We start from the raw sequence: 21858 nt of genomic DNA on the forward strand, positions 1-21858 counted from the left end.
CGGTCGGGGCTGTCGGGCGACCGGCGTCGTGTCGCAGGAGTGACGTGGAGCGTTAGGCCTAAGCCCACCGTCCGGTTTCTCACGCGTATGGAGTACCACGAGGCGGTGAACTTCCTTTTCGACCTCCGGCGGTTTCAGGTCAAGCCGGGGACCGAGTCGATTCAGCGGTTGCTCTCTCACCTCGGCGACCCCCACGAAGGCGTGTCGTTTGTGCAGGTCGCGGGGTCGAACGGCAAAGGAAGCACCGCCCGGATGGTCGACGCGATACTGCGCGAGTCGGGCGCGCACGTCGGCCTCTACACCTCACCGCACTTCGACGACGTGCGGGAGCGAATCCGCGTCGACGGCCGGAAGATTCCGAAGGCCGCGCTGTCGGCGTTCGTGGCCGAAGCAAAGCCGTACCTCGTCGAGCGGGCCGCCGACGGCGAGCCGCTGACCTTTTTCGAGACCGTGACCGCGCTCGCGCTGTGGTACTTCGACCGCGCGGACGTGGACGTGGCGGTCCTCGAAGTCGGGATGGGCGGCGAACTCGACGCGACGAGCGCCGTCGACCCGGTCGCCAGCGCCGTCACCAACGTCTCGCTCGAACACACCGCCGTCCTCGGCGACACCGTCGCGGAAATCGCGAAGACGAAAGCCGCAGTCGCGCCCGCCGACGCGCCGCTCGTGACCGGGGCGACCGGCGAGGCGCTGTCGGTCATCCGCGAGGAGGTCGGCGACGTGCTGACCGTCGGCGACGCCGGCTCCGACGCCGACGTTCGCGCCTCTTACGGCGGCCGCGTCAACCACCAGGAGGCCGCCGTCACCGTCGAGACCGACGACGAGACGCTCGACGTTCGAATCCCGCTTTTGGGCGCGTATCAGGCCCAAAACGCCGGTATCGCCGTATCGCTGGCTCGGCAGGTCCGCCCCGACATCGGTGATGAGGCGATTCACCGCGGCCTCCGAAACGCCCACTGGCCGGGTCGGTTCGAGGTCATGGGCACGGAGCCGACGGTCGTCCTCGACGGCGCGCACAACCCCGACGCCTGCGCGCAGGTCGCCACCGTCCTCGACGAGTTCGACTACGACGACCTCCACCTCGTCTACGGGGCGATGCACGACAAGGACCACAGCGAGATGGTCGGAGCGCTCCCGGAGGTCGCGTCAGTCGTCACCTGTAAGGCGGATATCTCGCGGGGCGAAGACCCCGAGATTCTGTCGTCCGTCTTCGAGCGTCTCGACGGCCCCGAAGTGGAGACCGGCGGCGCGGTCGCCTCGGCGCTCGACCGGGCGCGCGCTCGCGCCGACCCCGACGACTGCGTGCTCGTCGTCGGCTCGCTGTACGTCGTCGCCGAGGCGCGCACGACGTGGACGCGGGCGGTCGTCCCGAAATCCCACCGCACCCTCGACGACGCCTGCCGGACGCTCGAACGCGCGAACGTCGCGGACGCCGCCGACCGGGGGGCGCGCGCGAAGCGGGCGGTCGACCGGACGGTCCACACCCGCGTCCAGCGCCGACAGGCCCGAGTGCTCCGCGAGGAACTGCTGTCCGTCGGCGGCGACTGCGCCGTCTCGGGCCACGAGTTCGGCGGCGAACTCGTCGACGTGGTCCTGACCGGGACGCTCGACCAGTTCGAGCGACTGACGGCGGCCCTCGAAGCCCGGCCGTACGCGCTCGCGGGGGTCGCAGCGGAGATTCGGGAGGCGCTCGGCGTCGGCGCGAGCGGCACCGACCGCGACGGCGCCGGCGAGTACCCGTGGGACGACGGCACGGCCGTCATGGGTATCCTGAACGTGACGCCGAACAGCTTCCACGACGGCGGGGAGTTCTACGACATCGACGACGCCGTCGAACAGGCGCGGGCGATGGTCGACGCCGGCGTGGACATCATCGACGTGGGCGGCGAGAGCACCCGTCCCGGCGCGGACGAGGTCCCCGTCGACGAGGAGGTTCGCCGCGTCGCGCCCGTCATCGAGGCCATCGCCGACCTCGACGTGCTCGTCTCGGTCGACACCCGGAAGGCGGCCGTCGGCGAGGCCGCCCTCGACGCCGGCGCGGACATCCTCAACGACGTGACCGGCCTCGAAGACCCCGAGATGCGCTTTCTCGCGGCCGAGCGCGACACGCCCGTCATCGTGATGCACAGCATCGACGCGCCGGTCGACCCGTCCCGCGAGGTCGACTACGACGACGTGGTCGAGGACGTCATCGACGAACTGACCGAACTGGTGTTACTCGCCGAGAAGGCGGGCATCCCGCGGCGGAACCTCATCGTCGACCCCGGCCTCGGCTTCGGGAAGTCGAAGGCCGAGAACTTCGAACTCCTCGGGCGCGCCGACGAGTTCGCCGCGCTCGGCTGTCCGATTCTCGTCGGCCACTCCCACAAGTCGATGTTCTCGCTCGTCGGCGAAGAGCCGGGCGACAACCTCGCGGCGACCGTCGCGGGCACGGCCATCGCCGCCGACCGCGGGGCCGACATCGTCCGCGTCCACGACGTGCCGGAGAACGTCGCGGCCGTGAACGTTGCGCTCGCCTCGCGGGACCCGAGTCGGTTCGAAGACGGCCCCGAGAGCGAAGACTGAGACACCGCTGCCGGCTCAGGTCCCGTGCTCCGACAAATTCTTGTCACACATTTGATTAGTCTCGCGTATGTCCCTCCTCCCGTACTGGCTCTCGACGGAGTTCCCACACGTGCTGGTCGTCGCGGTTCCCCTCCTGTTGATACTCTTCCCCGTCGGCGGTCTCGCCGCGAACGCGCTCGCCTCGCGGATGCTCGAACCGCGGCGGGACCTCGAACGCCGAGTGGCGGAACTGGAAACGAAACTCGACGAGCGGTCCGACGAGTGAGTGGCGTCTCCCGGTCGTTCGGGAGCCGAATCAGGTGCCGGACCGGGAGCCGGAGGCGGGGACAGCAGTCGGAGCCGGTGTTTTTCTGCGCCGAGTGCCTACTCTCTTCTCGTGTGCACACTCATCCTCGCGTGGCAGGTGTTCGAAGACGCGCCGGTCGTCGTCGCCGCCAACCGCGACGAGCAACTCGGCAGGCCCGCCGAACCGCCACGGCGGTGGGACGACGGCGACGGTCCCGCAATCGTCGCCCCGCGGGACGCCGAGGCGGGCGGGACGTGGGTCGGCTACAACGACGCCGGCGTCTTCGTCGGCATCACCAACCGCTGGGTCGAAGTCGCGGGCGGCGGCGAGCGTTCGCGGGGGCATCTCGTCCGCGACGCGCTCCGCCGTGAGACCGCCGAGGGCGCCGCCCGGTTCGTCGAACGCGCGGTCGACGACCACACCTACGACGGCTTCAACCTCGTCGTCGCCGACGAGAACGCCGCGCTGTTCTTCGAGTGGGACGGGAGCCTGTCGGTGCGGAACTTCGACCCCGGCGTCCGCGTCGTCGTCAACGTCGGCACGCCCGAGTCGTGGTTCGTCCCCGAACGACGGCCCGCGGTGGGCGAGCGGCAGGCCGACAACGCCCGGCGATTGGAGGAGGCGCTTCAGCCCGAGCCCGACGAGTCGGTAACGGCGTGGCGCGAGCGGGCGAAGGCGGCGCTGGGCGACCACGACTTCGGCGTCTGCGTTCACGACCCGGAGGGTCGGTTCGGCACGCGCTCGTCGTCGGTCATCACGCTCGGTGAGGCGGAATTCGCGTACGAATTCGCCGACGGCCCGCCGTGTCAGACCGCCTTCGAACCGGTCGAACGTCAGGATTAAACCGCTCGCACGACGTGTAGGTGGTATGAGCGCGAGCGAAGCCGAGCAAGACCTTTCTTCCGACGAGCACGCGGGACTGGAACTCATCCGCGAGTCGGGCGGCATCCACCAGAGCGACTTCTGGAAAGAACTCGACATCTCCTCCCGGAAGGGGAGCCGCATCGCCGAGGTGCTGGAGTCGCTCGGACTCATCAAGCGAACCGAGACCGTCTACAACGGCCACACCACCTACTACCTCGAGCCCGCCGCGCGCGACCTCAGCTTCTCGATGCTGATGGCGGGCGACATGCTCTCGCCGCTCATCGGTGAAGAAGAGATCAACGCCAACAGCAACGCCTTCTCGCAGTGGCTCATGAACCTCGCCTACGAGGAGTACTGAGACGACCGCGGTCTCGTTCGAGAACCCGATAGACGACCGCTTTCCCGATTCTGTTTCCGGTCCGTTTTCGTTCCGTTCGGGTCTGTTTTCATCCCATCCAGCGTCTCGCTTGCACCCGTGAGCGACCGTGAGCGACGTGACCGCTCTGCCCGCCGCGTCCGAGCAGACGGCGCAGTCGCTCGGGGGATGGGAGTCGAAGAAGAACGCGCGAGAACGGGAACCGCGGGACGCGGTTTACTCTTCGGTCTGTTCGTCGTCCTCGGTCGCCAACAGGTCGTTGGCTTCGAGGTAGCTCTCGATTTCGTCGTTAGACAGCTCGACGAAGCGCTCCGTCTCCGCGGAGACGGTCGCCACGTCGACGCCGTCGGGCGAGGTGCCCTCCTCGCTGGTCGAGCCGATGGCTTCGAGCGCGAGTTCGATACCCTCGTCGAGGGTCAGGTCGTCGCGGAAGTTCTCTTCGAGGTGCTCTTGGTGGTCGCCGCGGTCGGCCCCGATGGAGACGGCCTTCCACTCGTAGGGAGTCCCCGAGGGGTCCGTCTCGTAGAGGCGGGGGGTGCCGTTTTCGACGCCGCCGATGAGGAGCGCGACGCCGAACGGGCGCGCGCCGCCGACCTGCGTGTACTGCTGGATGTGGTCGGTGACTTCCTTGGTCAGCGTCTCGATGCCGATGGGTTCGCCGTAGCGGAGGCGGTTTACCTGCGACTGGCGGCGGGCGAAGTCGATGAGCTGACGGGCGTCGGCGACGTGGCCGGCGCTCGCGATGCCGATGTGGTCGTCCGCCTTGTGAATCTTCTCGACGCTCGTCGGCTCCATCAGCGGCGAGCGAGAGCGCTTGTCCGCCGCGAGGACGACGCCCTCGGGCGTTCGCACGCCGATGCTCGCGGTGCCGCGCTTGACGGCCTCACGAGCGTATTCGACCTGATAGAGTCGACCATCCGGCGAGAAGATCGTAATCCCGCGGTCGTACGCCTGTTGTTGCGCTTGTCCCTGCATGGAATATCACTCGAAATCGAGTTGCGTCGCGCCCGTGAACCCGTCCGGACCGCCGACGTCCAAGAGTGAGTCGCGGACGACGGCGGTTCGGGATTCGTTCTCGAACACGACGGTTCTCTCCTCGGAAATTCCGGCCCGGCCGTGTAAATACCTTTCCGAACAGGCACGCACTGTCCCCGAGACGCCTCGCACTCTCACCCCGACGGGGTCGCCGCCGACCGCGTCGATGCAGGCGAGCGCGGCCCGGGCGTCTTCGACGTGACCGCGACGGGCGCGGACGATAGTCTCGGCGATGCCGTCGGCGTAGTCGAATCCGAGGACGGTCAGGTCGGCGTCGGCGCTCCCGGCGTCGCCGTAGAGGTTCTGGGCGGCGTACCAGAGTTCGCGCTGGAACGGCCCGCGGCCGAGGTCGGCGTCGGGCCACGTCTCGATTTCGACGGCGAGGTACCGCCGCCGCGGCCGGAGGTGTTTGGGCAGGTGTTTCATCGGCTCAGTTCACTCGTCGGCGGTCGGCGCTCGCTCGGCGACGAGGACGCCCACCTGCTCGTGGACGGACTCGACGGCCGTGAGGACGAACCCGGCGTCCGTGAGCGCGTCGGCGAGGAAGCCGACAGTCGCGGGGTCGTCCACCTCGGGCGAGTAAAACGGCTCGTCGGGGTCGGGCGTCCCGAAGAACATCACGTCGCCGAGGACGAACCGCCGCGGTTCGAGGTCGGCGATGGCGCCGATGGCCTCGCGTTTCTCCTCGTCGGAGAGGTGGTGCATGGCGAAGTTCGTGACCACGATGTCAACCTGCTCGTCCTCGCCCACGTTCGGTTCGCGGAACCGGCCCTCGCCGAACTCGACGTTCTCGATGCCGACTTCGGCGGCCTTGGCGCGGGCCTGTTCGAGCATCCCCTCGCTGATGTCGCGGCCGACGACGCGCTTCGCGTCGGGGGCGAGCGCGAGGGCGATAGCGCCCGTGCCGGTGCCGAGGTCGAGGACCACGTCCTCGGGGGAGGGGTCGGCGTAGTGGACGACGAGCGAGACGCACGCGCGGTACTCATCGCTGTCTTGCGAATCGTCGTACTCCGCGGCGATGTGGGAAAAGCGGGCGGCGTGTTCCTCAATCGTCTTCTTCATACCGTCCCCGTTTGACGCCGGGGGCTATGAACGACTCGGACATGCGCTCGCGGTTGCGCGCCGCGAGACGGCCCCACTCTCGGAGGCCGTCGAGCACCTGCTCGCGGTCGAAGCCGATGACCTCGCCCAGCCCCGCCAGCTCGCGGGGGCTCCGCAGGTGGAGGTGCGACGACGGGGTCGCGGAGACGACGTAGGGCGCGTCGTAGTACTCGACGAGTTCGCGGAGCTTCCGGAGGGCCGAAATCGCCTGTACGCGAGTCCCTCCGTCGCTTCGAAGCACGGGTCCGAAGTCGAACTCCACGCGGACGCCGTTGTCGCGGGCGGCCTTGGCGAGGACGTGATTGAAGTTGCCGTCGCCGTCCATCGGACGCGAGAGCACGTCCACTCGCGGCTGTTCGACGGCGAAGCGGTTGAGCGCGTTCGTGCCGCCGCGGAGGATGAGCAGTTCGCGCTGCGGGCGGTAGTTCCCGACCGCGCCGCTGGCGCGTTCCGGGTTCGACGCGTCGATTTCGACGGCGTCGACGAGGTCCACGTCGAGGTCGTCGCGCAGGCGGTCGTAGTCGGGGCTGGCGTCGAGCGCGCGGACGACGACGCCGTCGTAGTCGTACCGACCGGCGGCGACGGCGGCGCGGCTGGCCGTGCTCTCGCCGTCGGGGTGTGCGTAGACCGCCTCGTACATACGCCGACACAGGAACGGGTGGGAAAAGGGCGTTGCGTTCCGGAGCTCCGGCGCGAGGGCGGGCGACGGACTGTCAGAACCGGGCGTACGCAGCGAGCGACGCGAGGCAGAGCGCGGCGACGCCCGCACCGACGCCGAAGCCGGGTACCTCGAACCCGGACAGCGAATCGGTCGTCGTCGCCGTCGACGGCGGGGCCGTTTCGGTCGTCGCCTCCGAGGTCTCGATGTCGGGCGTGAGCGTCGAGTCACCGGGCATGTCGTACGTCACGAGCGTGGCGTTTTCTTGGTAGATGGCCTGCTGGTTGTGGCGAATCGAGACTTGAACCGGTCCGCCGCGGAGCTGGGACAGCCCCGAGAGGTCGAACGTCACGTCGAACGTGCCGTTTTCGCCGACGCGGACGATCCTCGAAACGAGGAACGAGTGGGTGTCACCGACGGACTGCACGCGGACGCCGATGAGCGTCCCGGACTCGAACGGGGTCGAACCGTGGATGTGCTCGCCATCGGCCGCGTCGAGAGTGAGTCCCTCGCCGGAGTGGTCGATAACGGTGCCGTCGGCGGCGACAGCTCCCGGAAGCGAGAGCGCGACCACGACGAGGAGGACGACGACGAGGTGGGGAGGGCGCATCGTCCGAAACGTATCGTTCGGACAACAAGTACGTTTTGATTAATTAACAGTTAGGCGGTGAGCGCGGCGACGGCGGCGCGGAGCGCGGCGGCCGCGGTTCGCACGTCGTCGGTGCGCACGTACTCTCTGTCGGCGTGCGCGACCGCGCCCTCGTCGTCGGCGAGGTCGCCGGGACCGAAGACGACGACGGGCGCGGGCGAGAAGTAGGAGGCCTCGGTCGCGGCCGTGAAGGGCCGGACGTCCGCCCGCCCGCCGGCGTCTCGGGAGGCCGCGGCGAGCGACGTCACGAGTTCGTGGTCGGGGTCGGTCGCGAACGCTTCGAGAAACGGGGTCGGGCGCTCCGTGAGCGCGAAGTCGACGCCAACGTCGTCGGGCACGGCGGCCCGGAGCGTCGATTCGAGTTCCTCGCGGAAGCCCTCGGCCGTCTCCGGCGGGACGCTCCGACGGTCGACCACGAGTCGGCAGTCCGCGGGCACCTGATTCGAGTTCGCCCCGCCGTCGACCATCGTCGGCGTCAGCGTCGCCGGACCGAGGTCGGGGTGCGCCTCGCGGTCGTCGTCGAACGACCGGAGCGCGTCGAGGGCCGGTGCGAGCGCGTCCACGGCGTTGACGCCCGACTGCGGTTCGGCCGCGTGCGCGGCGACACCCGACAGCGACACCGTTCCCTCGAACCGGCCCTTCGCGGCCGTACAGACGTCGAGGCCGGTCGGCTCGCCGACGATGTACATGTCGCCGTCGAGGTCGAGTTGGGCCGCGCCCGTCGAGAGGAGCTCCTCGTCGGGCGTGATGGCGAGCGTCACTCGGGCGCCGGGGCCGGGGTCGGCGGCGAAGAACGCTGAAAGCAGGGCCGCGAGTGGGCCCTTGGCATCGCAGGAGCCGCGGCCGTGGATGACGCCCTCGTCGCGGTCGTACGGGACGTGCGGCGAGACGGTGTCGATGTGCGTGTTGAGGACGAGGTGCGTCGCCGGCTCCGCCGCTCCCTTCGAGGCGACGGTGTTGCCGGCGTCGTCCACGGTCGGGTCGACGCCCTCGGCTTCGAGCGTCTCGACCAGCAGGTCGCGCATCTCGCCCACGTCGTCGTTCGACGCGACGGGGACGGCCCGTTCGAGGAACGCCACGGGGTCGAACCCGTCGGCGTCGCCGCTCATCGCTCGCGGAAGACGATGTCGGCTTCGCCGTCGCCCTCGTAGACGGCCGGGCCGCCGAGGAGCGCGGAGCCCTCGTCGGGGACGGTCACGGAGAGCGCGCCGCCCGGCGGGGTGACGGTTACGGGGTCGTCACCGGAGACGTGCCCGAGGCGCTTCGCGGCCGCGACGACGGCGACCGCGCCGGTGCCGCAGGACTGCGTCTCGCCTTCGACGCCGCGCTCGAAGGTGCGTTGGCGGAAGCCGCCCTCGCCGTCGGGGGAGGCGAGCGTGACGTTCGCGCCCTCGGTGAACACCGGTGCGTGACGGACCGCCGGCGCGACCGATTCGAGGTCCACGTCGTCCACGTCGTCGACGAAGGCGACGGCGTGGGGTACGCCCGTGTTGACGGCCGTGACGGTCAGTCCCTCGACTTCGGTGTCGACGAGTTCGTCGTCGGACGCGAGCGGTACGTCGCGGGGCGCAAACGAGGGCGCGCCCATCTCGACGGTCACGTCGGTGCCGTCGAGGCTCGCGCGGCGGGTGCCGGCGGGCGTGTCTATCATGACTTCGTTCGTGCCGGTCCGCTCGGCGGCCCACGCGGCCGCGACGCGAGCGCCGTTGCCGCACATGGCGGCGACGGAGCCGTCGGGCTGGACGAGGGTCATGACGACCCGCGGCGGGTCGTAGCGCGATTCGAGCGCGAGGAACAGGACGCCGTCTGCGCCGCGGCGTTCGCTCTCGTTCAGGGTGATTCCGGCCTCGCGGTCGCAGTGGGTGCGGGCGAAGGCGGGTCGGTCCGGGACCGGGTCGTCTGCGTCGACGACGAAGAAGTCGTTTCCAGTGCCGTGGAACTTTTCGAAGGGAACGGTGTTGAGTACGCTCATGATTCTGTGTTGGTGCTTGGTCAGTTGGGGATGTGCTCGGATGCGGTTCGTTCGAGTGCGGTGACGTCGTCGAGGGTCTCGCGCCGGCGGGCCAGTCGGTGGCCGTCGGCGTCGAGGACGACTTCCGGGGGGCGCGGACGAGAGTTGTAGGTGCTCGCCATCTCGTAGCCGTACGCCCCCGCGTTGCCGAGCGCGAGACAGTCGCCGCGCTCGGGGTCGGGGAGTTCGCGGCCGTCGGCGAACACGTCGCTCGTCTCGCAGACGGGGCCCGCGACGATGGTCGAAACCGGGTCGGCGTCGGGCCGAGAGAGGTTCGAAATCGCGTGGTACGCGTCGTACATCGCCGGTCGGAGCAGGGTCGTCATACCAGCGTCGATGCCGACGACGGTCGTTTCGGGGGCCTCTTTCACGGTGTTGACCCGCGAGAGGAGGACGCCCGCGTCGGCGACGACGTAGCGGCCGGGTTCAATTGCGAGTTGTGCGTCCACCTCGCCGAGCGCCTCGCGGGTCGCGTCGGCGACGGCGTCGAGGTCGAGCGGCGGTTCGTCCTCGCGGTAGGGGACGCCGAAGCCGCCGCCCACGTCGACGAATTCGAGGTCGCCGACCTCGCGGGCGAGGTCGCCCATCCGGCGGACCAACTCGCGGTGCGCCGAGAGGTCGTCGCCGGAGATGCCGCTTCCCGCGTGGGCGTGGACGCCGACGAGGTCGAACTCGTCGCGCGCGTCGGCGGCGATGTCGGGGACGCGGTCGATGGGGATGCCGAACTTCGCGTGGCCGCCGGTCGTGACCTTCTCGTGGTGGCCCGCGCCGACGCCGGGGTTCGCCCGGAGGCAGAGCCGACCGTCGAAGCCGCGCTCGCGCAGGCGGTCGATAGTGTCCGCCGCGCCGACCGTGACGGTCATCTCGGGGTTCGACTCCCACCGTGAGACGACGTGGTCGAGGTCGGCGTCCGGCGGGTTGACCGCCGTGTAGCGGACGCGCTCGCCGGGGAAGCCGGCGTCGAGGGCGCGCTCGACCTCGCCCGCGGAGGCGCACTCGGCGTCGACGGCGGCCTCGCGGACGGTTTCGAGCACCGCGCGCCCGGCGTGGGCCTTGACGGCGTAGCTGACGTGCGCCTCGGGGAACGCCTCGCGGAGTCGGTGACAGTTCTCGCGGACGCGACGGAGGTCGGTCACGTACAGCGGCGAGCCGAACTCGTCGGCGAGCGACAGCAGGTGCTCGCGGTCCCAGTCCGAGAGCCGCCGGACGGCCGGCCCGCCGCCGCTCATTCGCGCAGCGCCTCCTCCCGACGGGTCGCGTCGAGGGTGTCGTCCTCGATGTCGAGGGCGACGACCGCGGGCTTGTACGCGCCGCCGGCGAACAGGTCGTGGTCGCCGAGCGACGACTCCACGAAACGCGTGAAGGCGCGGCGGTTCGCGGGCAGGTGGCCGTAGTAAATCTCCTCGTCCACGAGGTCGTAGACGGGGATTCGGGGCGTCAGAAGCGTGTTCTCGCCGACGATGGAGTTCTCGCCGACGACGAAGCCGGAGGTGACTCGACAGCCCGCGCCGAGCGCCGCGCCGTCTTCGACGACGACCGGGGCGTCCTCGACGGGTTCGAGCACGCCGCCGATGAGCGTGTTCGCGCCGAGCTTGACGTTCGCGCCGATTTGCGCGCAGGAGCCGACGGTGTCACAGGAGTCCACGAGCGTGCCGTCGCCGACGTGCGCGCCGACGTTCACGAACGAGGGACTCATCATGATGCAGTCGGAGCCGAGGTACGCGCCGCGGCGGATGGCGGTGCCGTCCGGGGTGTTGCGCGTGCCGCGCTCGCCGAGGTCCTCGGTGTCGCGCAGGGGGAGCACGTCGTGGTAGCGGACGTCGCCGTACTCGCGGGCGAGCGTCTCGCGCAGGCCGAAGTTGAGCAGGATGCCCCGCTTGACCCACTCGTTGGCCTCCCACGAGGTCACGTCGGAGCCGGTCTTCTCGGCGGCGCGCACCTCGCCCGCTTCGAGGGCGTCGAGGAACGCGTCGAGCGTGTCGAGTTCGTCGACGGTCGCCGATTCGGCGTCGACGTCGCCGTCATTGTATCGCTGCCACAGGTCTCGTACGTCGGATTCCAGGTTCATTCGAGTACCTCGGTGAAGTCGTACCACCCGGCGTCGCGGTCGGCGAGCCACGTCGCGGCGTCGAGTGCGCCAGCGGCGAAGACCCCCCGCGACCCCGCGCGGTGCGTGAGTGAAAGAGACTCGTGATTTCCAGCCAGTAATACCTCGTGCTCACCGGCAATATCCCCCGCCCGGCGAGCGTGGACGCCGACTTCGCCCTCGGACCGGGGCGCTTCGCCCTCGCGGCCGTGGACGCGCTCGGACTCGCCACGCACATCGTCGATATCGTCAAGGATAGTCAGCGCCGTCCCGCTCGGGGCGTCGCGCTTGGCGTTGTGGTGCGTCTCCGTGAGTTCGATGTCGTAGCCGTCGAGGGCGGGAACCGCCTCGCGGACGGCCCGGCGGAGCGCCGCGATGCCGCGCGAGAAGTTCGAGGCGTACAGCACCGGGACCTCCGATGCGGACTCGCGGAGCGCGTCGAAGCCGCCCTCGCTCAGCCCGGTCGTCCCGGTGACGAAGCCGACGCCCGCCTCCGCGCAGGCCGACGCGTATTCGATGCAGGAACCCGGACCGGTGAAGTCGACCACGACGTCGGGGTCGTGCGAAGCGAGCAGGTCGGCGAAGTCGGCCGCGTCCTCGACGGCGACGCCCTCGACCTCGTCGCCGGGCGAGCGACTGACCGCGAAGGCGACAGCGAGGTCGTCGCGGTCGGCGGCCGCGGCGAGGACTTCCCCGCCCATGCGGCCGGTCGCGCCGGTGACGCCGAGAGAGACCGTCACTCGGCAGCACCCCCGTCCGGAATCGCCTGTTCGGCTTCGAGGTCGGACAGCAGGCGGCGCAGTTCCTCGGTGTTCTCCTCGGTGAGGCGGGTGAGCGGCGGGCGCAGGCGCGCCGGGCCGTAGCCCCGAATCTCCATGGCCTCCTTGACCGGGATGGGGTTCGTCTCGGAGAACAGGTGGCGGTTCAGCGGGGCGAGGTCGTGGTGGATGTCCCGGGCGCGCTCGTAGTCGCCCTGCAGCGCCGAGTGGACCATCGCGCCGACGCGCGCGGGTTCGACGTTCGCCGTGACCGAGATGGCTCCGACGCCGCCGACCGAGAGAATCGGGAGCGTGAGCGCGTCGTCACCCGACAGCACCGCGAACTGCTCGTCTCGGGTCCGCTCGACGACCTCCGAAATCTGTCCGAGGTCGCCGCTGGCGGCCTTGTAGGCGGTGATGTTCGGGTGCTCGGCGAGCGTCGCGGCCGTCTCGGGCAGGATGTTGCTCCCGGTGCGACCGGGGACGTTGTAGACGATCTGGGGCAGGTCGATTTCGTCGGCGATGGTCCGGTAGTGCTCGACGAGGCCGGCCTGCTCGGGCTTGTTGTAGTACGGCGAGATGAGAAGCAACGCATCGGCCCCGGCGTCGGCGGAGCGCCGGGAGAGTTCGAGCGCCTCGCGGGTCGAGTTCGACCCGGACCCGGCGACGACGGGCACGTCCTCGACGGCCTCGACGGCCGCCTCGACGACCTCGACGTGTTCGTCGTGGGTGAGCGTCGCCGATTCGCCGGTCGAGCCGACGGGGACGATGCCGTCGACGCCGGCTTCTTCGAGGCGTCGCACGTCGGCCTGGAACTGTTCGAAGTCGATACTGCCGTCGTCGTGGAACGGCGTGGTCATCGCGGGATAGACGCCGCGGAAGTCGAATGATGTCATGTGTCGGTGATGGGTGTGGTGACGGTCGTGGGAAGGTCGGTATCGGTCGTGTGACCGGAACGTGCGTCAGCCGAAGGCCGCCCGAGACGGGGTCGCTACTCCCGCAACGAGCGATTCAGTACGCACGTTTTTTCGAAAAGAAAGCGGCACGCGACGGCGACGCTGTCGAGGATGTGGTGACCTCCGAGGGCCGCGTCGCGTCGTTCACACCGGATGCAGGTGCTGGAAGCGTAATATAACTTGCGTCGTCTGCAGGACCTGCCGGACCTCGACGGCCCGCCTCCGGCGGCTTTGGGGCGCTCTCCGTCCGGTTTTCGGTCACCGAGGTGGACACCCGTCCGCCGCACCCCCGTCTCCCCGGACGGTTATTAGCCCGCGCCGCCCAAGCGTCGTACGAATGACCGAGATTCACCCCAACCAGCGCGTCGCCATCCTCGCCGACGCGCAGAACCTCTACCATACGGCACAGAGTCTGTACTCGCGGAACATCGACTACTCGTCGCTCCTCAAGAAGGGAACGGCGGGCCGCGCGCTCACCCGCGCCATCGCCTACGTCATCCGAGCGGACTCGCCCGACGAGGTGAGTTTTTTCGATGCACTCGTCGACATCGGTTTCGAGACGAAAATCAAGGACATCAAGACGTTCGGCGACGGCTCGAAGAAGGCCGACTGGGACCTCGGCATCGCGCTCGACGCGGTCAGCCTCGCCGACCACGTGGACACGGTCGTCCTCTGTTCGGGGGACGGCGACTTCGAGCGGCTCTGTACCCACCTCCGCCACGAGGGCGTCCGCGTCGAGGTGATGGCGTTCAAGGAGTCCACCGCGGACGAACTCGTCGAGGCGGCGGACACGTTCATCGACCTCTCCGAACGAAAAGAGACGTTCCTGCTGTAGGTCGCGGGGCGATTATTCGAACTGCGGAATCACCGAGTCGCCGTCGATGTCCGGGCCGGCCGTTCCGGCCGGTCCGTTCGACCCCGAGTCGTGCGCCTCGAAGAAGGCGACCGCGTAGACGTACTGGAACGTCGCCAGAACCATCTGCGTCGCCATCGAGATGGCGGCGATGGCGGCGATTTCGGCCGGCGAGAATCCGAGGCCCGCCTGCGCCGCCGCGGGAGTCGCCGCGTCCTGTACCTGCTGGACGTTCTGGAACGTCCGAAAGACGATGAATCCCGTGACGGGGATGCTGATGACGAGGCCGACGACGAACCGGATGACCGAGTAGCCGAGCGAGGGGACGATGTTGTTCCGGACGAGTCGGTAGCTCTCGCCGAACGACTCGATTGCGCCCTTGTCGCCGACGACGACCGCGACAGGGTAGAACTGAACGAGGAAGATGACGACGAAGTACGCCAGCCCGATGAGGCCGAGCACGGCGAGGCCGACGAGGAAGCCGCCGCCGAGAGCGAAGTTGGAGACGTCACCACCGCCGGCGGCGAGGCCGCCGAGGCCGAGCGAGATGGCCATGACGACCGCGACGATGAGGAACACGATACCGAAGGCGATGACGATGCCGAGTTGGACGATGTTCGCGAGGAGCATCGGGACGTACTTCTCGCGGCCGACGTCGGTCAGGGTCGACAGCGAGGTCGAACCCCCGCTGTCGACCGCCTCGTCGGCCATCCCGTAGAGGCCGGCGGCGACGAACGGCGTGACGAAGAACGTCACCGCCATCAGGGCGGTCGGGACGATGGGTATCTGCGCCAACTGCGTGGCGAGTTGCGGGAGCGTGACGAGACCTAAGGCGAGCCCGGCGAGGAACAACACGGGGTTCGACCGGATGCCTCGGAGGGCTGTCTGGAGGGAGTTGATCGCGGCCATACCTCGACGTGTCGATGCGATAATACGTAAAACGGGTGGGTCGAGACGGCGGCGTACTGGGGTCGCGGCCGAGCCCGCGAGCGGCGTGTCAGGCCGTTGGCGTCGCCAGTCGGGCGACGGTGGCGACCGCGCCGAGCGCCGCGATGGCGGCGAGCACCGTCGGGAGCCGCCAGTCGAGCGCCGTCTGCGTGAGAAGCATACTGCTCGCGAGCAGCAGCACAGTCCCCACGGCGGCGAGTCGAACGTCCACAGACATACTCCGACGGGGGTCTGTCCCGTACTTAGGGCTTTCCGTCTCGAACGTGCGTGCTAACCCGGTACACGCGGTCGGACGGGACCGCGACCCACTTTAGCCGGCGGGGCGAACGACGGGGTATGACCGAAGGCCACGCGACCGATTTGGACGACCTCCGGGTCGTCGCCGACTACCAGTTCGGGGCCGGCGCGGGCGACGCGCTGTTCCCGGCCGAGGCGGACATCGAACTCTCGCGCTCGCGCAGCGGCCGCCCGCGACAGGTGTACGTCGAGGGCGACCGCGTCACCTCCTACGGCACCGACGGGCGGTTCACCCTCGGCGTCGCCGGCGGCCGCCGCCTCTACGACGCCCTCGGCGGCGACGCCTACGTCGTCCGCGTCGGCGACGAGTCGGTCCCGTTCGTCAGCGACGGCAAGAACGCGTTCGCCAAGTTCGTCACCGCCGCCGACCCGGCGGTTCGCTCGGGCGACGAGGTGTGCGTCGTCGGCCCCGACGGCGACCTGCTGGGCGTCGGTCGCGCGGAACTCTCCGCGGACGCGATGCTCGACTTCCAGACGGGGATGGCGGTTCGCGTCCGCGAGGGCGCGGACGAAGAATGAGGTAAAACCGGGGAACCCGGGCGGTACGTCGCTGTTGAACTTCTAGATAAGTGATAGAACCGGCGTGCAAGACGTAGAAGATGAGTTCAGCAAGATTTCGATGTTCGATTCACGCGACCAGCGATGAAACAGTCGTTAGGTAGGTGTTCATTGCTATCCTCGTGGTTATCTAGCGCTCACCCGCTTCATCAAGGCGGCGAGAGTTGTACTTTTGAAAGAAATGCAACGACAATCCCACAATAATTAGCATGAGGCCGAGTGGGAGCGATATTAGTGCAAGAATCGCACCGGCAATAGCGATGTAGATGAATTTCATGTGTTAGTTATATGATATCTATAGAGTGATAGCCCTTGTGGGAGTTATAATAAAAATCCCCATACCTAACATCGATACCGGCAGGTTCTGTGACCGACTTGCGCCCTGTATTCAGCACAGCCGCAACAAACTGTCACTGACAGAGATTTTCGACGGAGCCGCGTTTCAGAGGTACGGCGCGAGTCCGAGCGCGGAGACGAGCGGGACGCCCGCGACGACTGAGCCGACGAGGTAGCCGCCGATTGCGCCGCCGTTGAGAAGCGGCAGGCCGGCGTGCGCCCGCCCCTTCATCACGGCCCACATCAGCCCGGCGAACCCGGCGAACGTCCCGACCATGGCGAGGAGCGCCGGGAGGTTGAGCGCCGGGAGTGCACCGACACCCAGCGACGGCGCTTCGGAGAAGAACGCGCCCGAGGCGACCATCACGGTCGGCATGACCGCGTCGCCGAGACCGATGAAGAAGGCGTCGCGCTCGCCGGAACCGGAGTCCTCGGCGTCGGTGTCGGCAGTGGTGTCAGCCGTCTCCGCGTCGGCCACCGCTGCCGGTTCGCCCCCGTCTGTCGCGTTCTCGCCATCGCCGACCTCGTTGGCGTCGCGGGCGAAGTCGTCGTCGAGAAGCGAGTACGACAGCGTCGTCGGGATGACGAGCACGACCGGGATGCGGAGGTCCATCACGCCCTCCGCGAGGTCGAGCATGTGCTTTGTCTTGTAGACGCTGATGGCGTCGTAGATGGCGAGGACCGAGAGGAGCACGATGGCCGGCAGCAGGCCGAAACTGATGCCGAACAGGGCGGCCGCGCCGGCACCCATGAGCGCCCCGGCGGCGTCGATGACGTACCACTCGGGGTAGACGAGGAGGGCGAGCGAGACGCCCGCCGAGAGGGCGATGGCGACGAGCGCGTTGGGGACGAGCGCGGCGAAGACGTACCACGCGAGCAGGCCGCTCGTGAACACGATGATGAGGCGGATAAGCTGGTCGAGGTCGTACTTGAACGCCGCGAGCATGAACGCGGTCATGGCGATAATCGCGCCGATGTAGAGGAGGCTGTTCGTCGGGTCGGTGGGGTCTTCGACCGTCTGGTACCCCTGTTCGAAGAACGTCGGCACGAGGGCGAGCGCACCCACCTGCACGACGAGGAAGATGAGGGCGGCGAGGGCGACCCCCCGATAGGCGCGGCGTGACATGCAGGGGCGTTCCCACCCGAGGGGTATGGGGGTTGCGCTCTGGAGTCGTCAGCGAGCGTAGAGCTTGCTGCCGACGAGCCGCGCGGGCGAGCCGTCGTCTGCCGTGACAGCGACGTAGGGGCGGTCGACCGGGCCGAACACGTCCACGATGCGACCGACCGTCGACAGCGACTCGTCGAGGACCATGGTTCCGATGTCGGGCGTGTCGTCGTCGTCGAGGCGGACGATAGCGAGCCCCTGCGCCGTTCGGGAGACCGTGCCGATTCGCCGCATCAGTCGCGGAGGATTCCGACGTAGGCGGCGACCGCCTGCACGATGTCGTTTTTCGTGGCGTCGTCGGCGTTGTTCACGAGGACGCGCCCGCGAGTGTCGAACTCCCGAGAGTACCGCTTGTCCCGTTCGATGACGGCGTCGTAGCCGACCTGCTGGACGGCCTTCGCAATCTCGTCGACGGTCGGCGCTTCGACCGCCGCGGACTGGGCGACCCGTCGGCCCTCGCTGCGCGAGAGCGCGGCGTCGAGGTAGGCGGGGTAGATGACGTTCTCGACCATACCCGTGTGTCCGCCATCCGCCGGTAATACGGTTGTGGTCTCACGGAGCCGGACGACGAGAAATGGAAAACGACGCGCGAGTCGGTCCGGTTACCGGCGACGCGCGAGCAGGACGACCGCGCCGATGGCGGCGAGGCCGGCGACGACGCCGAATCCGGGCGCGTCGCTCTCGGTGGTCGATTCCGACGACTCGGTCGTCGCGGGCGACTCGGTCGCGTCGGTTTCGGTCGCATCCGCGGCCGTGGTCGTCTCAGTTGCGTTCTCGGTGGGCTCCGTCGCCGACTCGTCTTCGAGCTGCTGGTAGCGCTCGTAGGCGTCGGGGTGGACGGCTTCGAGAATCTCCTCGCTCGCCTCGACGGCTCGCGGGGCGGGCTGTTGGAGCTTGTGCGCCTCGATGACGATGACGTTGCCCTCCTGTATCGCCGTCGTGCTGTTGTACGCCGGACTGCTCGGCACCGGCGCGTGGTCGGGGACGACGATGTACTCGGGGTTCATGTCGACGACGAGTTCCTCGTTAATCTGGGCGAAGCCGGTGAGGTTCGCCTCCGCCGCGCCGTTGCGCAGGCCGGCGGTCGTCATAATGTCGGAGATGAACGTCTCGGAGCCCGAGGTGTAGCCGAAAAAGGAGTTGAGACCGACGGGACGCTCCGCGTCGTCGAGGGCCTGTTGCATGTGCTCCATCGACTCGCGCATCTCGCCCGCGCGCTCGACGCCGGCCTCGCAGTTCCCGGTCATGCGGCCGACGCGCTCGGTCTTGTTGGCGACGGCGTCGAGCGACTTCCCGGACTCGAAGACGACGACCGAGATGTCCGCCGAGCGAAGCTGTCCGACGCGGTCGGGCTCGGCGTTGTACGAGGAGTTCGGGACGAGCACGAGGTCGGGTTCGAGGCCGATGACGGCCTCGACGTTGAGGCCGCCGGAGCCGGAGACGTTCCCCTTCTCCGATGCGCCGTCGAGGTACATGGCGTACTGCGAGACGCCGACGACCTCGTCGCGCGCGCCGAGTTCCCACATGGTCTGGGCGGCGCTCGGGTTGGTCGTGACGACCCGGTCGGGGTCGTCGGTGATGGTGACTTCGGTTCCCGTGGCGTCGGTGACTGTCATCGGGAACGTACACTGCGCGGTCTGCTGCTGTGCGGTCTGGTCTACCGCGGCCGCGGCCGGTGCCGGAACCCCGGCGAACACGGTCGCGAGCGCCAGTAGGGCGACGACGAGTTGTCGGTTCACGGTAGTGGCCTCAGCGACTGTTCAATAAATATTTACCTACTGAAAGCGCGGTTGTGTTCAATGAGCGTTCGCACGCGGGCGACCACGTGGTCGCTCGGCCTCTCCGGGCTCTTGCTTCTCGTCGTCGTCGTGAGCGCCGGCATCGGGGCCGTGACCATCCCGCCCCGGACCGTCGCCGCCATCCTCGCCGACGCGGTTCCCATCCCGGTCGGCGTCTCCCTCGGCGGCGCGACGGTCCTCCCCCTCGTCGGGTCGGTTCCGACGCCGACGCTGGAGTTCGTCTCGCCGTTCGCGTTCTCCGTGCCGAGGCCCGCCCGCATCATCGTCCTCTCGGTCCGCCTGCCGCGCATCCTCCTCGCGGCCCTCGTCGGCTTCGCGCTCGCCACCGCGGGAACCGTGATGCAGGGCTTCTTCCGCAATCCGATGGCCGACCCCTCCATCGTCGGCGTCTCCTCGGGGGCCGCCGTCGGCGCGGTCGCGACCATCGTGCTTTCGCTTTCGATTCCGTTCGGTCTCGAGGGCGCGGCCTTCGTCAGCGCCGTCGTCACCGCCTTCGTCGTCTACCTCCTCGCCAGCGAGAACGGTCGGACGCCCGTGGCGACCCTGCTTCTCGCGGGCGTCGCCATCCAGACGTTCCTCGGCGCGGTCATCTCGTTTCTCCTCCTCCAGAGCGGCGAGAGCCTCCGGCAGGTCGTCTTCTGGCTCATGGGCCATCTCGCGGGCGCGACGTGGAGCGAGGTCGGCATGCTGGCGCTCGTCCTGCCGCTTCCGTTCGTCGTCTTGTTGGTCCACGCCCGCGACCTGAACGTCCTGCTGCTCGGCGAGGAGGACGCCCACGCCCTCGGCATCGAGGTCGAGCGGACGAAACAACTGCTCCTCGCCACCGCGAGCGTCGTCACCGCCGCGGCCGTCTCGGTCTCCGGCGTCATCGGCTTCGTCGGCCTCGTCGTCCCCCACATGCTCCGACTCCTCGTCGGGCCCGACCACCGGGTGTTGCTCCCGGCGTCGGCGCTGGCGGGCGCGTCGTTCCTCGTCGCCACCGACACCGTCGCCCGCTCCGGCGGCGCGGAGATACCGGTCGGCGTCGTCACCGCCGCCGTGGGCGCGCCGTTCTTCCTCTACCTGCTCCGCACGCGGGAGGTGCGCTCGCCGTGAGCGACTTCGACCGCTCCAGCGGCACCGACCTCGGTGCCGACGCGGACTCCGCCGACTCCGACCCCTTCGGCGACGCCGACCCGGCGATTCGACTCGACGACGTGTCGCTCTCGCTCGGCGGACACTCGATTCTCGACGCCGTCTCCGTCGACGTGGGCGAGGGCACCTTCGTGGGCCTCATCGGTCCGAACGGCGCGGGGAAGACGACCCTGCTCCGGACGCTCAACGGCGCGCTCGCGCCCGACGAGGGGTCGGTCCGCGTCGTCGGCGAGGACGTGCACGCCCTGTCGTCGAAGGCGGCGAGTCGGCTCGTGGCGACGGTCCCCCAGACCACGAGCGTCACCTTCGACTTCCCCGTCCGCGACGTCGTCGAGATGGGTCGGACCCCGCACCGCGGGCGGTTCGACGGCTGGCGCGAGCGCGACACCGCCGCTGTCGACGACGCTATGCGCCGGACCGCCGTCGAGTCGCTTGCCGACCGCCCGGTGACGGAGGTCAGCGGCGGCGAGCGCCAGCGCGTCCTCATCGCCCGCGCGCTGGCACAGGAGACGCCCGTCTTGCTCCTCGACGAACCCACCGCCAGCCTCGACATCAACCACCAGGTCCGCACGCTCGAACTCGTCTCCGACCTCGTCGCGGACGGGACGACCGCGGTCGCGGCCATCCACGACCTCAACCTCGCGGCCCACTACTGCGACGCGCTCGTCCTCCTCTCGGGCGGGCGCATCCTCTCGGCGGGCGACCCCGCGGCGGTGCTCTCCGAGGAGCACTTACGCGAGGCCTTCGACGCCGAGGCGGTCGTCTCCCGGCACCCCGTCACCGGTTCGGTGTACGTGACCGCCCTCCCGCCGTCGTCGGACGACGCCAACGGTCGGGTTCACGTCGTCGGTGGCGGCGGCACCGGCGCGCGGGCGCTCCACCTGCTCTCGGCGGCCGGCTACGCCCTCTCCGCCGGCGCGCTCAACGAGGGCGACACCGACGCCGAGGCGGCCCGCCGAGTCGGCGCGGACCTCGTGACCGTGCCGCCGTACTCGCCCGTGGACGACGCCGCGCGGGCCGCGGTCGAGTCGCGGGTCGAAGCCGCCGACGTAACCGTCGTCGCCGACGTGGAGGTCGGAGACGGCAACCTCGCCAACCTCGGCGCGGCCGCCGAGGCCGACCGCCTCGTCCTCGTCGAGGAACGCCCCTTCTCGGAGCGAAACTACGCGGGAGACGACGGCTTCGCGGTCTACGAGCGCCTCCGGGAGCGCGGCACCATCGTCGAACCCGGTGACTTGCTCTCGGTCGTCGGCGAACTCGCCTGCGACTCGTTCCGCGAGCGTGACGCCGGCGGGGACGGCACCGGCGACGGCGAAACCGGTCCGGGCGACGCCGACGCCGGCGCGAACGACGCAGAATCGACCCACGACGACGCCGTTGGCGACGACACGGCGGCCGACCTGTTCTCCGATTAAGCTGTCGT

General features: G+C 69.1%; 25 protein-coding genes. 8 read left to right on the plus strand and 17 right to left on the minus strand.

From position 1 onward, the window contains the following. Nucleotides 1–87: 87 nt before the first annotated feature. The 4 genes from folP (at nt 88) to C457_RS05615 (ending at nt 4073) form a co-directional block, all read left to right on the plus strand. On the plus strand, nt 88–2565 hold the full coding sequence (folP, locus tag C457_RS05600; RefSeq protein WP_008092721.1) for a dihydropteroate synthase: 2478 nt from the start codon (nt 88–90) through the stop codon (nt 2563–2565). A gap of 67 nt (nt 2566–2632) precedes the next feature. Further along, on the plus strand, nt 2633–2830 hold the full coding sequence (locus tag C457_RS05605; protein WP_008092724.1) for a hypothetical protein: 198 nt from the start codon (nt 2633–2635) through the stop codon (nt 2828–2830). 111 nt (nt 2831–2941) lie between these two features. Continuing rightward, entirely contained in the window at nt 2942–3694 is a 753-nt protein-coding gene (locus C457_RS05610; RefSeq protein WP_008092726.1) for an NRDE family protein, read from the plus strand. A 25-nt stretch (nt 3695–3719) separates the two neighbouring features. Beyond that, complete coding sequence (locus tag C457_RS05615; protein WP_004977518.1) at nt 3720–4073, plus strand: helix-turn-helix transcriptional regulator; 354 nt, start codon at nt 3720–3722, stop codon at nt 4071–4073. 234 nt (nt 4074–4307) lie between these two features. Here C457_RS05615 and psmA read toward each other — a convergent pair whose 3' ends face one another. The 11 genes from psmA to dapA form a co-directional block, all read right to left on the minus strand. Then, on the minus strand, nt 4308–5066 hold the full coding sequence (psmA, locus tag C457_RS05620) for an archaeal proteasome endopeptidase complex subunit alpha (protein WP_004977517.1): 759 nt from the start codon (nt 5064–5066) through the stop codon (nt 4308–4310). A 6-nt stretch (nt 5067–5072) separates the two neighbouring features. Beyond that, nucleotides 5073–5552, minus strand: coding sequence for an Rpp14/Pop5 family protein (locus C457_RS05625; protein ID WP_008092728.1), 480 nt, complete (start codon nt 5550–5552; stop codon nt 5073–5075). Between the two features lie 9 nt (nt 5553–5561). Then, nucleotides 5562–6188, minus strand: a complete 627-nt coding sequence (locus C457_RS05630) for a class I SAM-dependent methyltransferase (protein ID WP_008092730.1) — start codon at nt 6186–6188, stop codon at nt 5562–5564. Next, on the minus strand, nt 6172–6867 hold the full coding sequence (locus C457_RS05635; RefSeq protein ID WP_008092732.1) for an RNase P subunit p30 family protein: 696 nt from the start codon (nt 6865–6867) through the stop codon (nt 6172–6174). The genes C457_RS05630 and C457_RS05635 overlap by 17 nt, the downstream gene beginning before the upstream one ends. Before the next feature lie 73 nt (nt 6868–6940). Beyond that, nucleotides 6941–7495 (minus strand): BGTF surface domain-containing protein, encoded by a 555-nt coding sequence (locus tag C457_RS05640; protein WP_008092734.1) that lies wholly within the window; start codon nt 7493–7495, stop codon nt 6941–6943. A gap of 50 nt (nt 7496–7545) precedes the next feature. Further along, nucleotides 7546–8643 (minus strand): M20 family metallopeptidase, encoded by a 1098-nt coding sequence (locus C457_RS05645; RefSeq protein WP_008092736.1) that lies wholly within the window; start codon nt 8641–8643, stop codon nt 7546–7548. Next, nucleotides 8640–9506: a diaminopimelate epimerase gene (gene dapF, locus C457_RS05650; RefSeq protein ID WP_008092738.1), complete on the minus strand. Its 867-nt coding sequence runs from the start codon at nt 9504–9506 to the stop codon at nt 8640–8642. Before dapF ends, C457_RS05645 begins: the two co-directional genes overlap by 4 nt. A 20-nt stretch (nt 9507–9526) precedes the next feature. Beyond that, nucleotides 9527–10774 carry a diaminopimelate decarboxylase gene (lysA, locus tag C457_RS05655; protein WP_008092739.1) on the minus strand — a complete coding sequence of 416 codons (1248 nt, stop codon included), beginning with the start codon at nt 10772–10774 and terminating at the stop codon, nt 9527–9529. Further along, nucleotides 10771–11613, minus strand: coding sequence for a 2,3,4,5-tetrahydropyridine-2,6-dicarboxylate N-succinyltransferase (locus C457_RS05660; RefSeq protein WP_004977509.1), 843 nt, complete (start codon nt 11611–11613; stop codon nt 10771–10773). Before C457_RS05660 ends, lysA begins: the two co-directional genes overlap by 4 nt. Then, nucleotides 11610–12371, minus strand: coding sequence for a 4-hydroxy-tetrahydrodipicolinate reductase (gene dapB, locus C457_RS05665; protein WP_008092742.1), 762 nt, complete (start codon nt 12369–12371; stop codon nt 11610–11612). The genes C457_RS05660 and dapB overlap by 4 nt, the downstream gene beginning before the upstream one ends. Beyond that, the gene (gene dapA / locus C457_RS05670; protein ID WP_008092744.1) at nt 12368–13285 is read right to left on the minus strand and encodes a 4-hydroxy-tetrahydrodipicolinate synthase; all 918 of its coding nucleotides are present in this window, start codon (nt 13283–13285) and stop codon (nt 12368–12370) included. Before dapA ends, dapB begins: the two co-directional genes overlap by 4 nt. Before the next feature lie 397 nt (nt 13286–13682). On the opposite strand from dapA, the gene C457_RS05675 reads away from it, so the two are divergent. After that, nucleotides 13683–14180 carry a LabA-like NYN domain-containing protein gene (locus C457_RS05675; protein ID WP_008092745.1) on the plus strand — a complete coding sequence of 166 codons (498 nt, stop codon included), beginning with the start codon at nt 13683–13685 and terminating at the stop codon, nt 14178–14180. A gap of 12 nt (nt 14181–14192) precedes the next feature. On the opposite strand, the gene C457_RS05680 is transcribed toward C457_RS05675, so the two are convergent. Both C457_RS05680 and C457_RS20430 read right to left on the minus strand, forming a co-directional pair. Then, nucleotides 14193–15107 carry a DUF7847 domain-containing protein gene (locus tag C457_RS05680; protein ID WP_008092746.1) on the minus strand — a complete coding sequence of 305 codons (915 nt, stop codon included), beginning with the start codon at nt 15105–15107 and terminating at the stop codon, nt 14193–14195. Between the two features lie 88 nt (nt 15108–15195). Next, on the minus strand, nt 15196–15363 hold the full coding sequence (locus C457_RS20430) for a hypothetical protein (RefSeq protein WP_008092747.1): 168 nt from the start codon (nt 15361–15363) through the stop codon (nt 15196–15198). A gap of 119 nt (nt 15364–15482) precedes the next feature. Between C457_RS20430 and C457_RS05685 the strand changes: the two genes are divergently transcribed. Further along, complete coding sequence (locus C457_RS05685; RefSeq protein WP_008092748.1) at nt 15483–15962, plus strand: PUA domain-containing protein; 480 nt, start codon at nt 15483–15485, stop codon at nt 15960–15962. A 481-nt stretch (nt 15963–16443) separates the two neighbouring features. On the opposite strand, the gene C457_RS05690 is transcribed toward C457_RS05685, so the two are convergent. From C457_RS05690 to C457_RS05705, 4 genes are all read right to left on the minus strand, one after another. Continuing rightward, nucleotides 16444–17463, minus strand: a complete 1020-nt coding sequence (locus C457_RS05690; protein ID WP_008092749.1) for a presenilin family intramembrane aspartyl protease PSH — start codon at nt 17461–17463, stop codon at nt 16444–16446. A 48-nt stretch (nt 17464–17511) separates the two neighbouring features. Further along, a complete protein-coding gene (locus C457_RS05695) occupies nt 17512–17736 on the minus strand; it encodes an H/ACA ribonucleoprotein complex subunit GAR1 (protein WP_004977496.1) in 225 nt (74 codons plus the stop codon). Next, the gene (srp19, locus tag C457_RS05700; RefSeq protein WP_008092751.1) at nt 17736–18014 is read right to left on the minus strand and encodes a signal recognition particle subunit SRP19; all 279 of its coding nucleotides are present in this window, start codon (nt 18012–18014) and stop codon (nt 17736–17738) included. Before srp19 ends, C457_RS05695 begins: the two co-directional genes overlap by 1 nt. Nucleotides 18015–18104: 90 nt before the next feature. Further along, nucleotides 18105–19241 (minus strand): PGF-CTERM-anchored ABC transporter substrate-binding protein, encoded by a 1137-nt coding sequence (locus C457_RS05705; RefSeq protein WP_008092753.1) that lies wholly within the window; start codon nt 19239–19241, stop codon nt 18105–18107. A gap of 60 nt (nt 19242–19301) precedes the next feature. On the opposite strand from C457_RS05705, the gene btuC reads away from it, so the two are divergent. Together btuC and C457_RS05715 are read left to right on the plus strand one after the other, a co-directional pair. Continuing rightward, a complete protein-coding gene (btuC, locus tag C457_RS05710) occupies nt 19302–20396 on the plus strand; it encodes a vitamin B12 ABC transporter permease BtuC (protein WP_008092755.1) in 1095 nt (364 codons plus the stop codon). Next, a complete protein-coding gene (locus C457_RS05715; protein ID WP_008092756.1) occupies nt 20393–21850 on the plus strand; it encodes a heme ABC transporter ATP-binding protein in 1458 nt (485 codons plus the stop codon). The genes btuC and C457_RS05715 overlap by 4 nt, the downstream gene beginning before the upstream one ends. The last annotated feature ends 8 nt before the right edge of the window (nt 21851–21858 follow it).

The organism is Haloferax prahovense DSM 18310, assembly GCF_000336815.1.
Lineage (GTDB): Archaea > Halobacteriota > Halobacteria > Halobacteriales > Haloferacaceae > Haloferax > Haloferax prahovense.

Bases quoted from the DNA above. Each gene is read 5' to 3' on its own strand.
- srp19 (WP_008092751.1), bottom strand. From the start codon at position 18,014: ATGGTCGAGAACGTCATCTACCCCGCCTACCTCGACGCCGCGCTCTCG.
- C457_RS05690 (WP_008092749.1), bottom strand. From the start codon at position 17,463: ATGTCACGCCGCGCCTATCGGGGGGTCGCCCTCGCCGCCCTCATCTTC.
- psmA (WP_004977517.1), bottom strand. From the start codon at position 5,066: ATGCAGGGACAAGCGCAACAACAGGCGTACGACCGCGGGATTACGATC.
- btuC (WP_008092755.1), top strand. From the start codon at position 19,302: ATGAGCGTTCGCACGCGGGCGACCACGTGGTCGCTCGGCCTCTCCGGG.
- C457_RS05680 (WP_008092746.1), bottom strand. From the start codon at position 15,107: ATGGCCGCGATCAACTCCCTCCAGACAGCCCTCCGAGGCATCCGGTCG.
- C457_RS05675 (WP_008092745.1), top strand. From the start codon at position 13,683: ATGACCGAGATTCACCCCAACCAGCGCGTCGCCATCCTCGCCGACGCG.
- C457_RS05615 (WP_004977518.1), top strand. From the start codon at position 3,720: ATGAGCGCGAGCGAAGCCGAGCAAGACCTTTCTTCCGACGAGCACGCG.
- dapF (WP_008092738.1), bottom strand. From the start codon at position 9,506: ATGAGCGTACTCAACACCGTTCCCTTCGAAAAGTTCCACGGCACTGGA.
- C457_RS20430 (WP_008092747.1), bottom strand. From the start codon at position 15,363: ATGTCTGTGGACGTTCGACTCGCCGCCGTGGGGACTGTGCTGCTGCTC.
- lysA (WP_008092739.1), bottom strand. From the start codon at position 10,774: ATGAGCGGCGGCGGGCCGGCCGTCCGGCGGCTCTCGGACTGGGACCGC.
- C457_RS05695 (WP_004977496.1), bottom strand. From the start codon at position 17,736: ATGCGGCGAATCGGCACGGTCTCCCGAACGGCGCAGGGGCTCGCTATC.
- C457_RS05685 (WP_008092748.1), top strand. From the start codon at position 15,483: ATGACCGAAGGCCACGCGACCGATTTGGACGACCTCCGGGTCGTCGCC.
- C457_RS05640 (WP_008092734.1), bottom strand. From the start codon at position 7,495: ATGCGCCCTCCCCACCTCGTCGTCGTCCTCCTCGTCGTGGTCGCGCTC.
- C457_RS05625 (WP_008092728.1), bottom strand. From the start codon at position 5,552: ATGAAACACCTGCCCAAACACCTCCGGCCGCGGCGGCGGTACCTCGCC.
- C457_RS05645 (WP_008092736.1), bottom strand. From the start codon at position 8,643: ATGAGCGGCGACGCCGACGGGTTCGACCCCGTGGCGTTCCTCGAACGG.
- C457_RS05605 (WP_008092724.1), top strand. From the start codon at position 2,633: ATGTCCCTCCTCCCGTACTGGCTCTCGACGGAGTTCCCACACGTGCTG.
- dapA (WP_008092744.1), bottom strand. From the start codon at position 13,285: ATGACATCATTCGACTTCCGCGGCGTCTATCCCGCGATGACCACGCCG.
- C457_RS05630 (WP_008092730.1), bottom strand. From the start codon at position 6,188: ATGAAGAAGACGATTGAGGAACACGCCGCCCGCTTTTCCCACATCGCC.
- folP (WP_008092721.1), top strand. From the start codon at position 88: ATGGAGTACCACGAGGCGGTGAACTTCCTTTTCGACCTCCGGCGGTTT.
- C457_RS05660 (WP_004977509.1), bottom strand. From the start codon at position 11,613: ATGAACCTGGAATCCGACGTACGAGACCTGTGGCAGCGATACAATGAC.
- C457_RS05635 (WP_008092732.1), bottom strand. From the start codon at position 6,867: ATGTACGAGGCGGTCTACGCACACCCCGACGGCGAGAGCACGGCCAGC.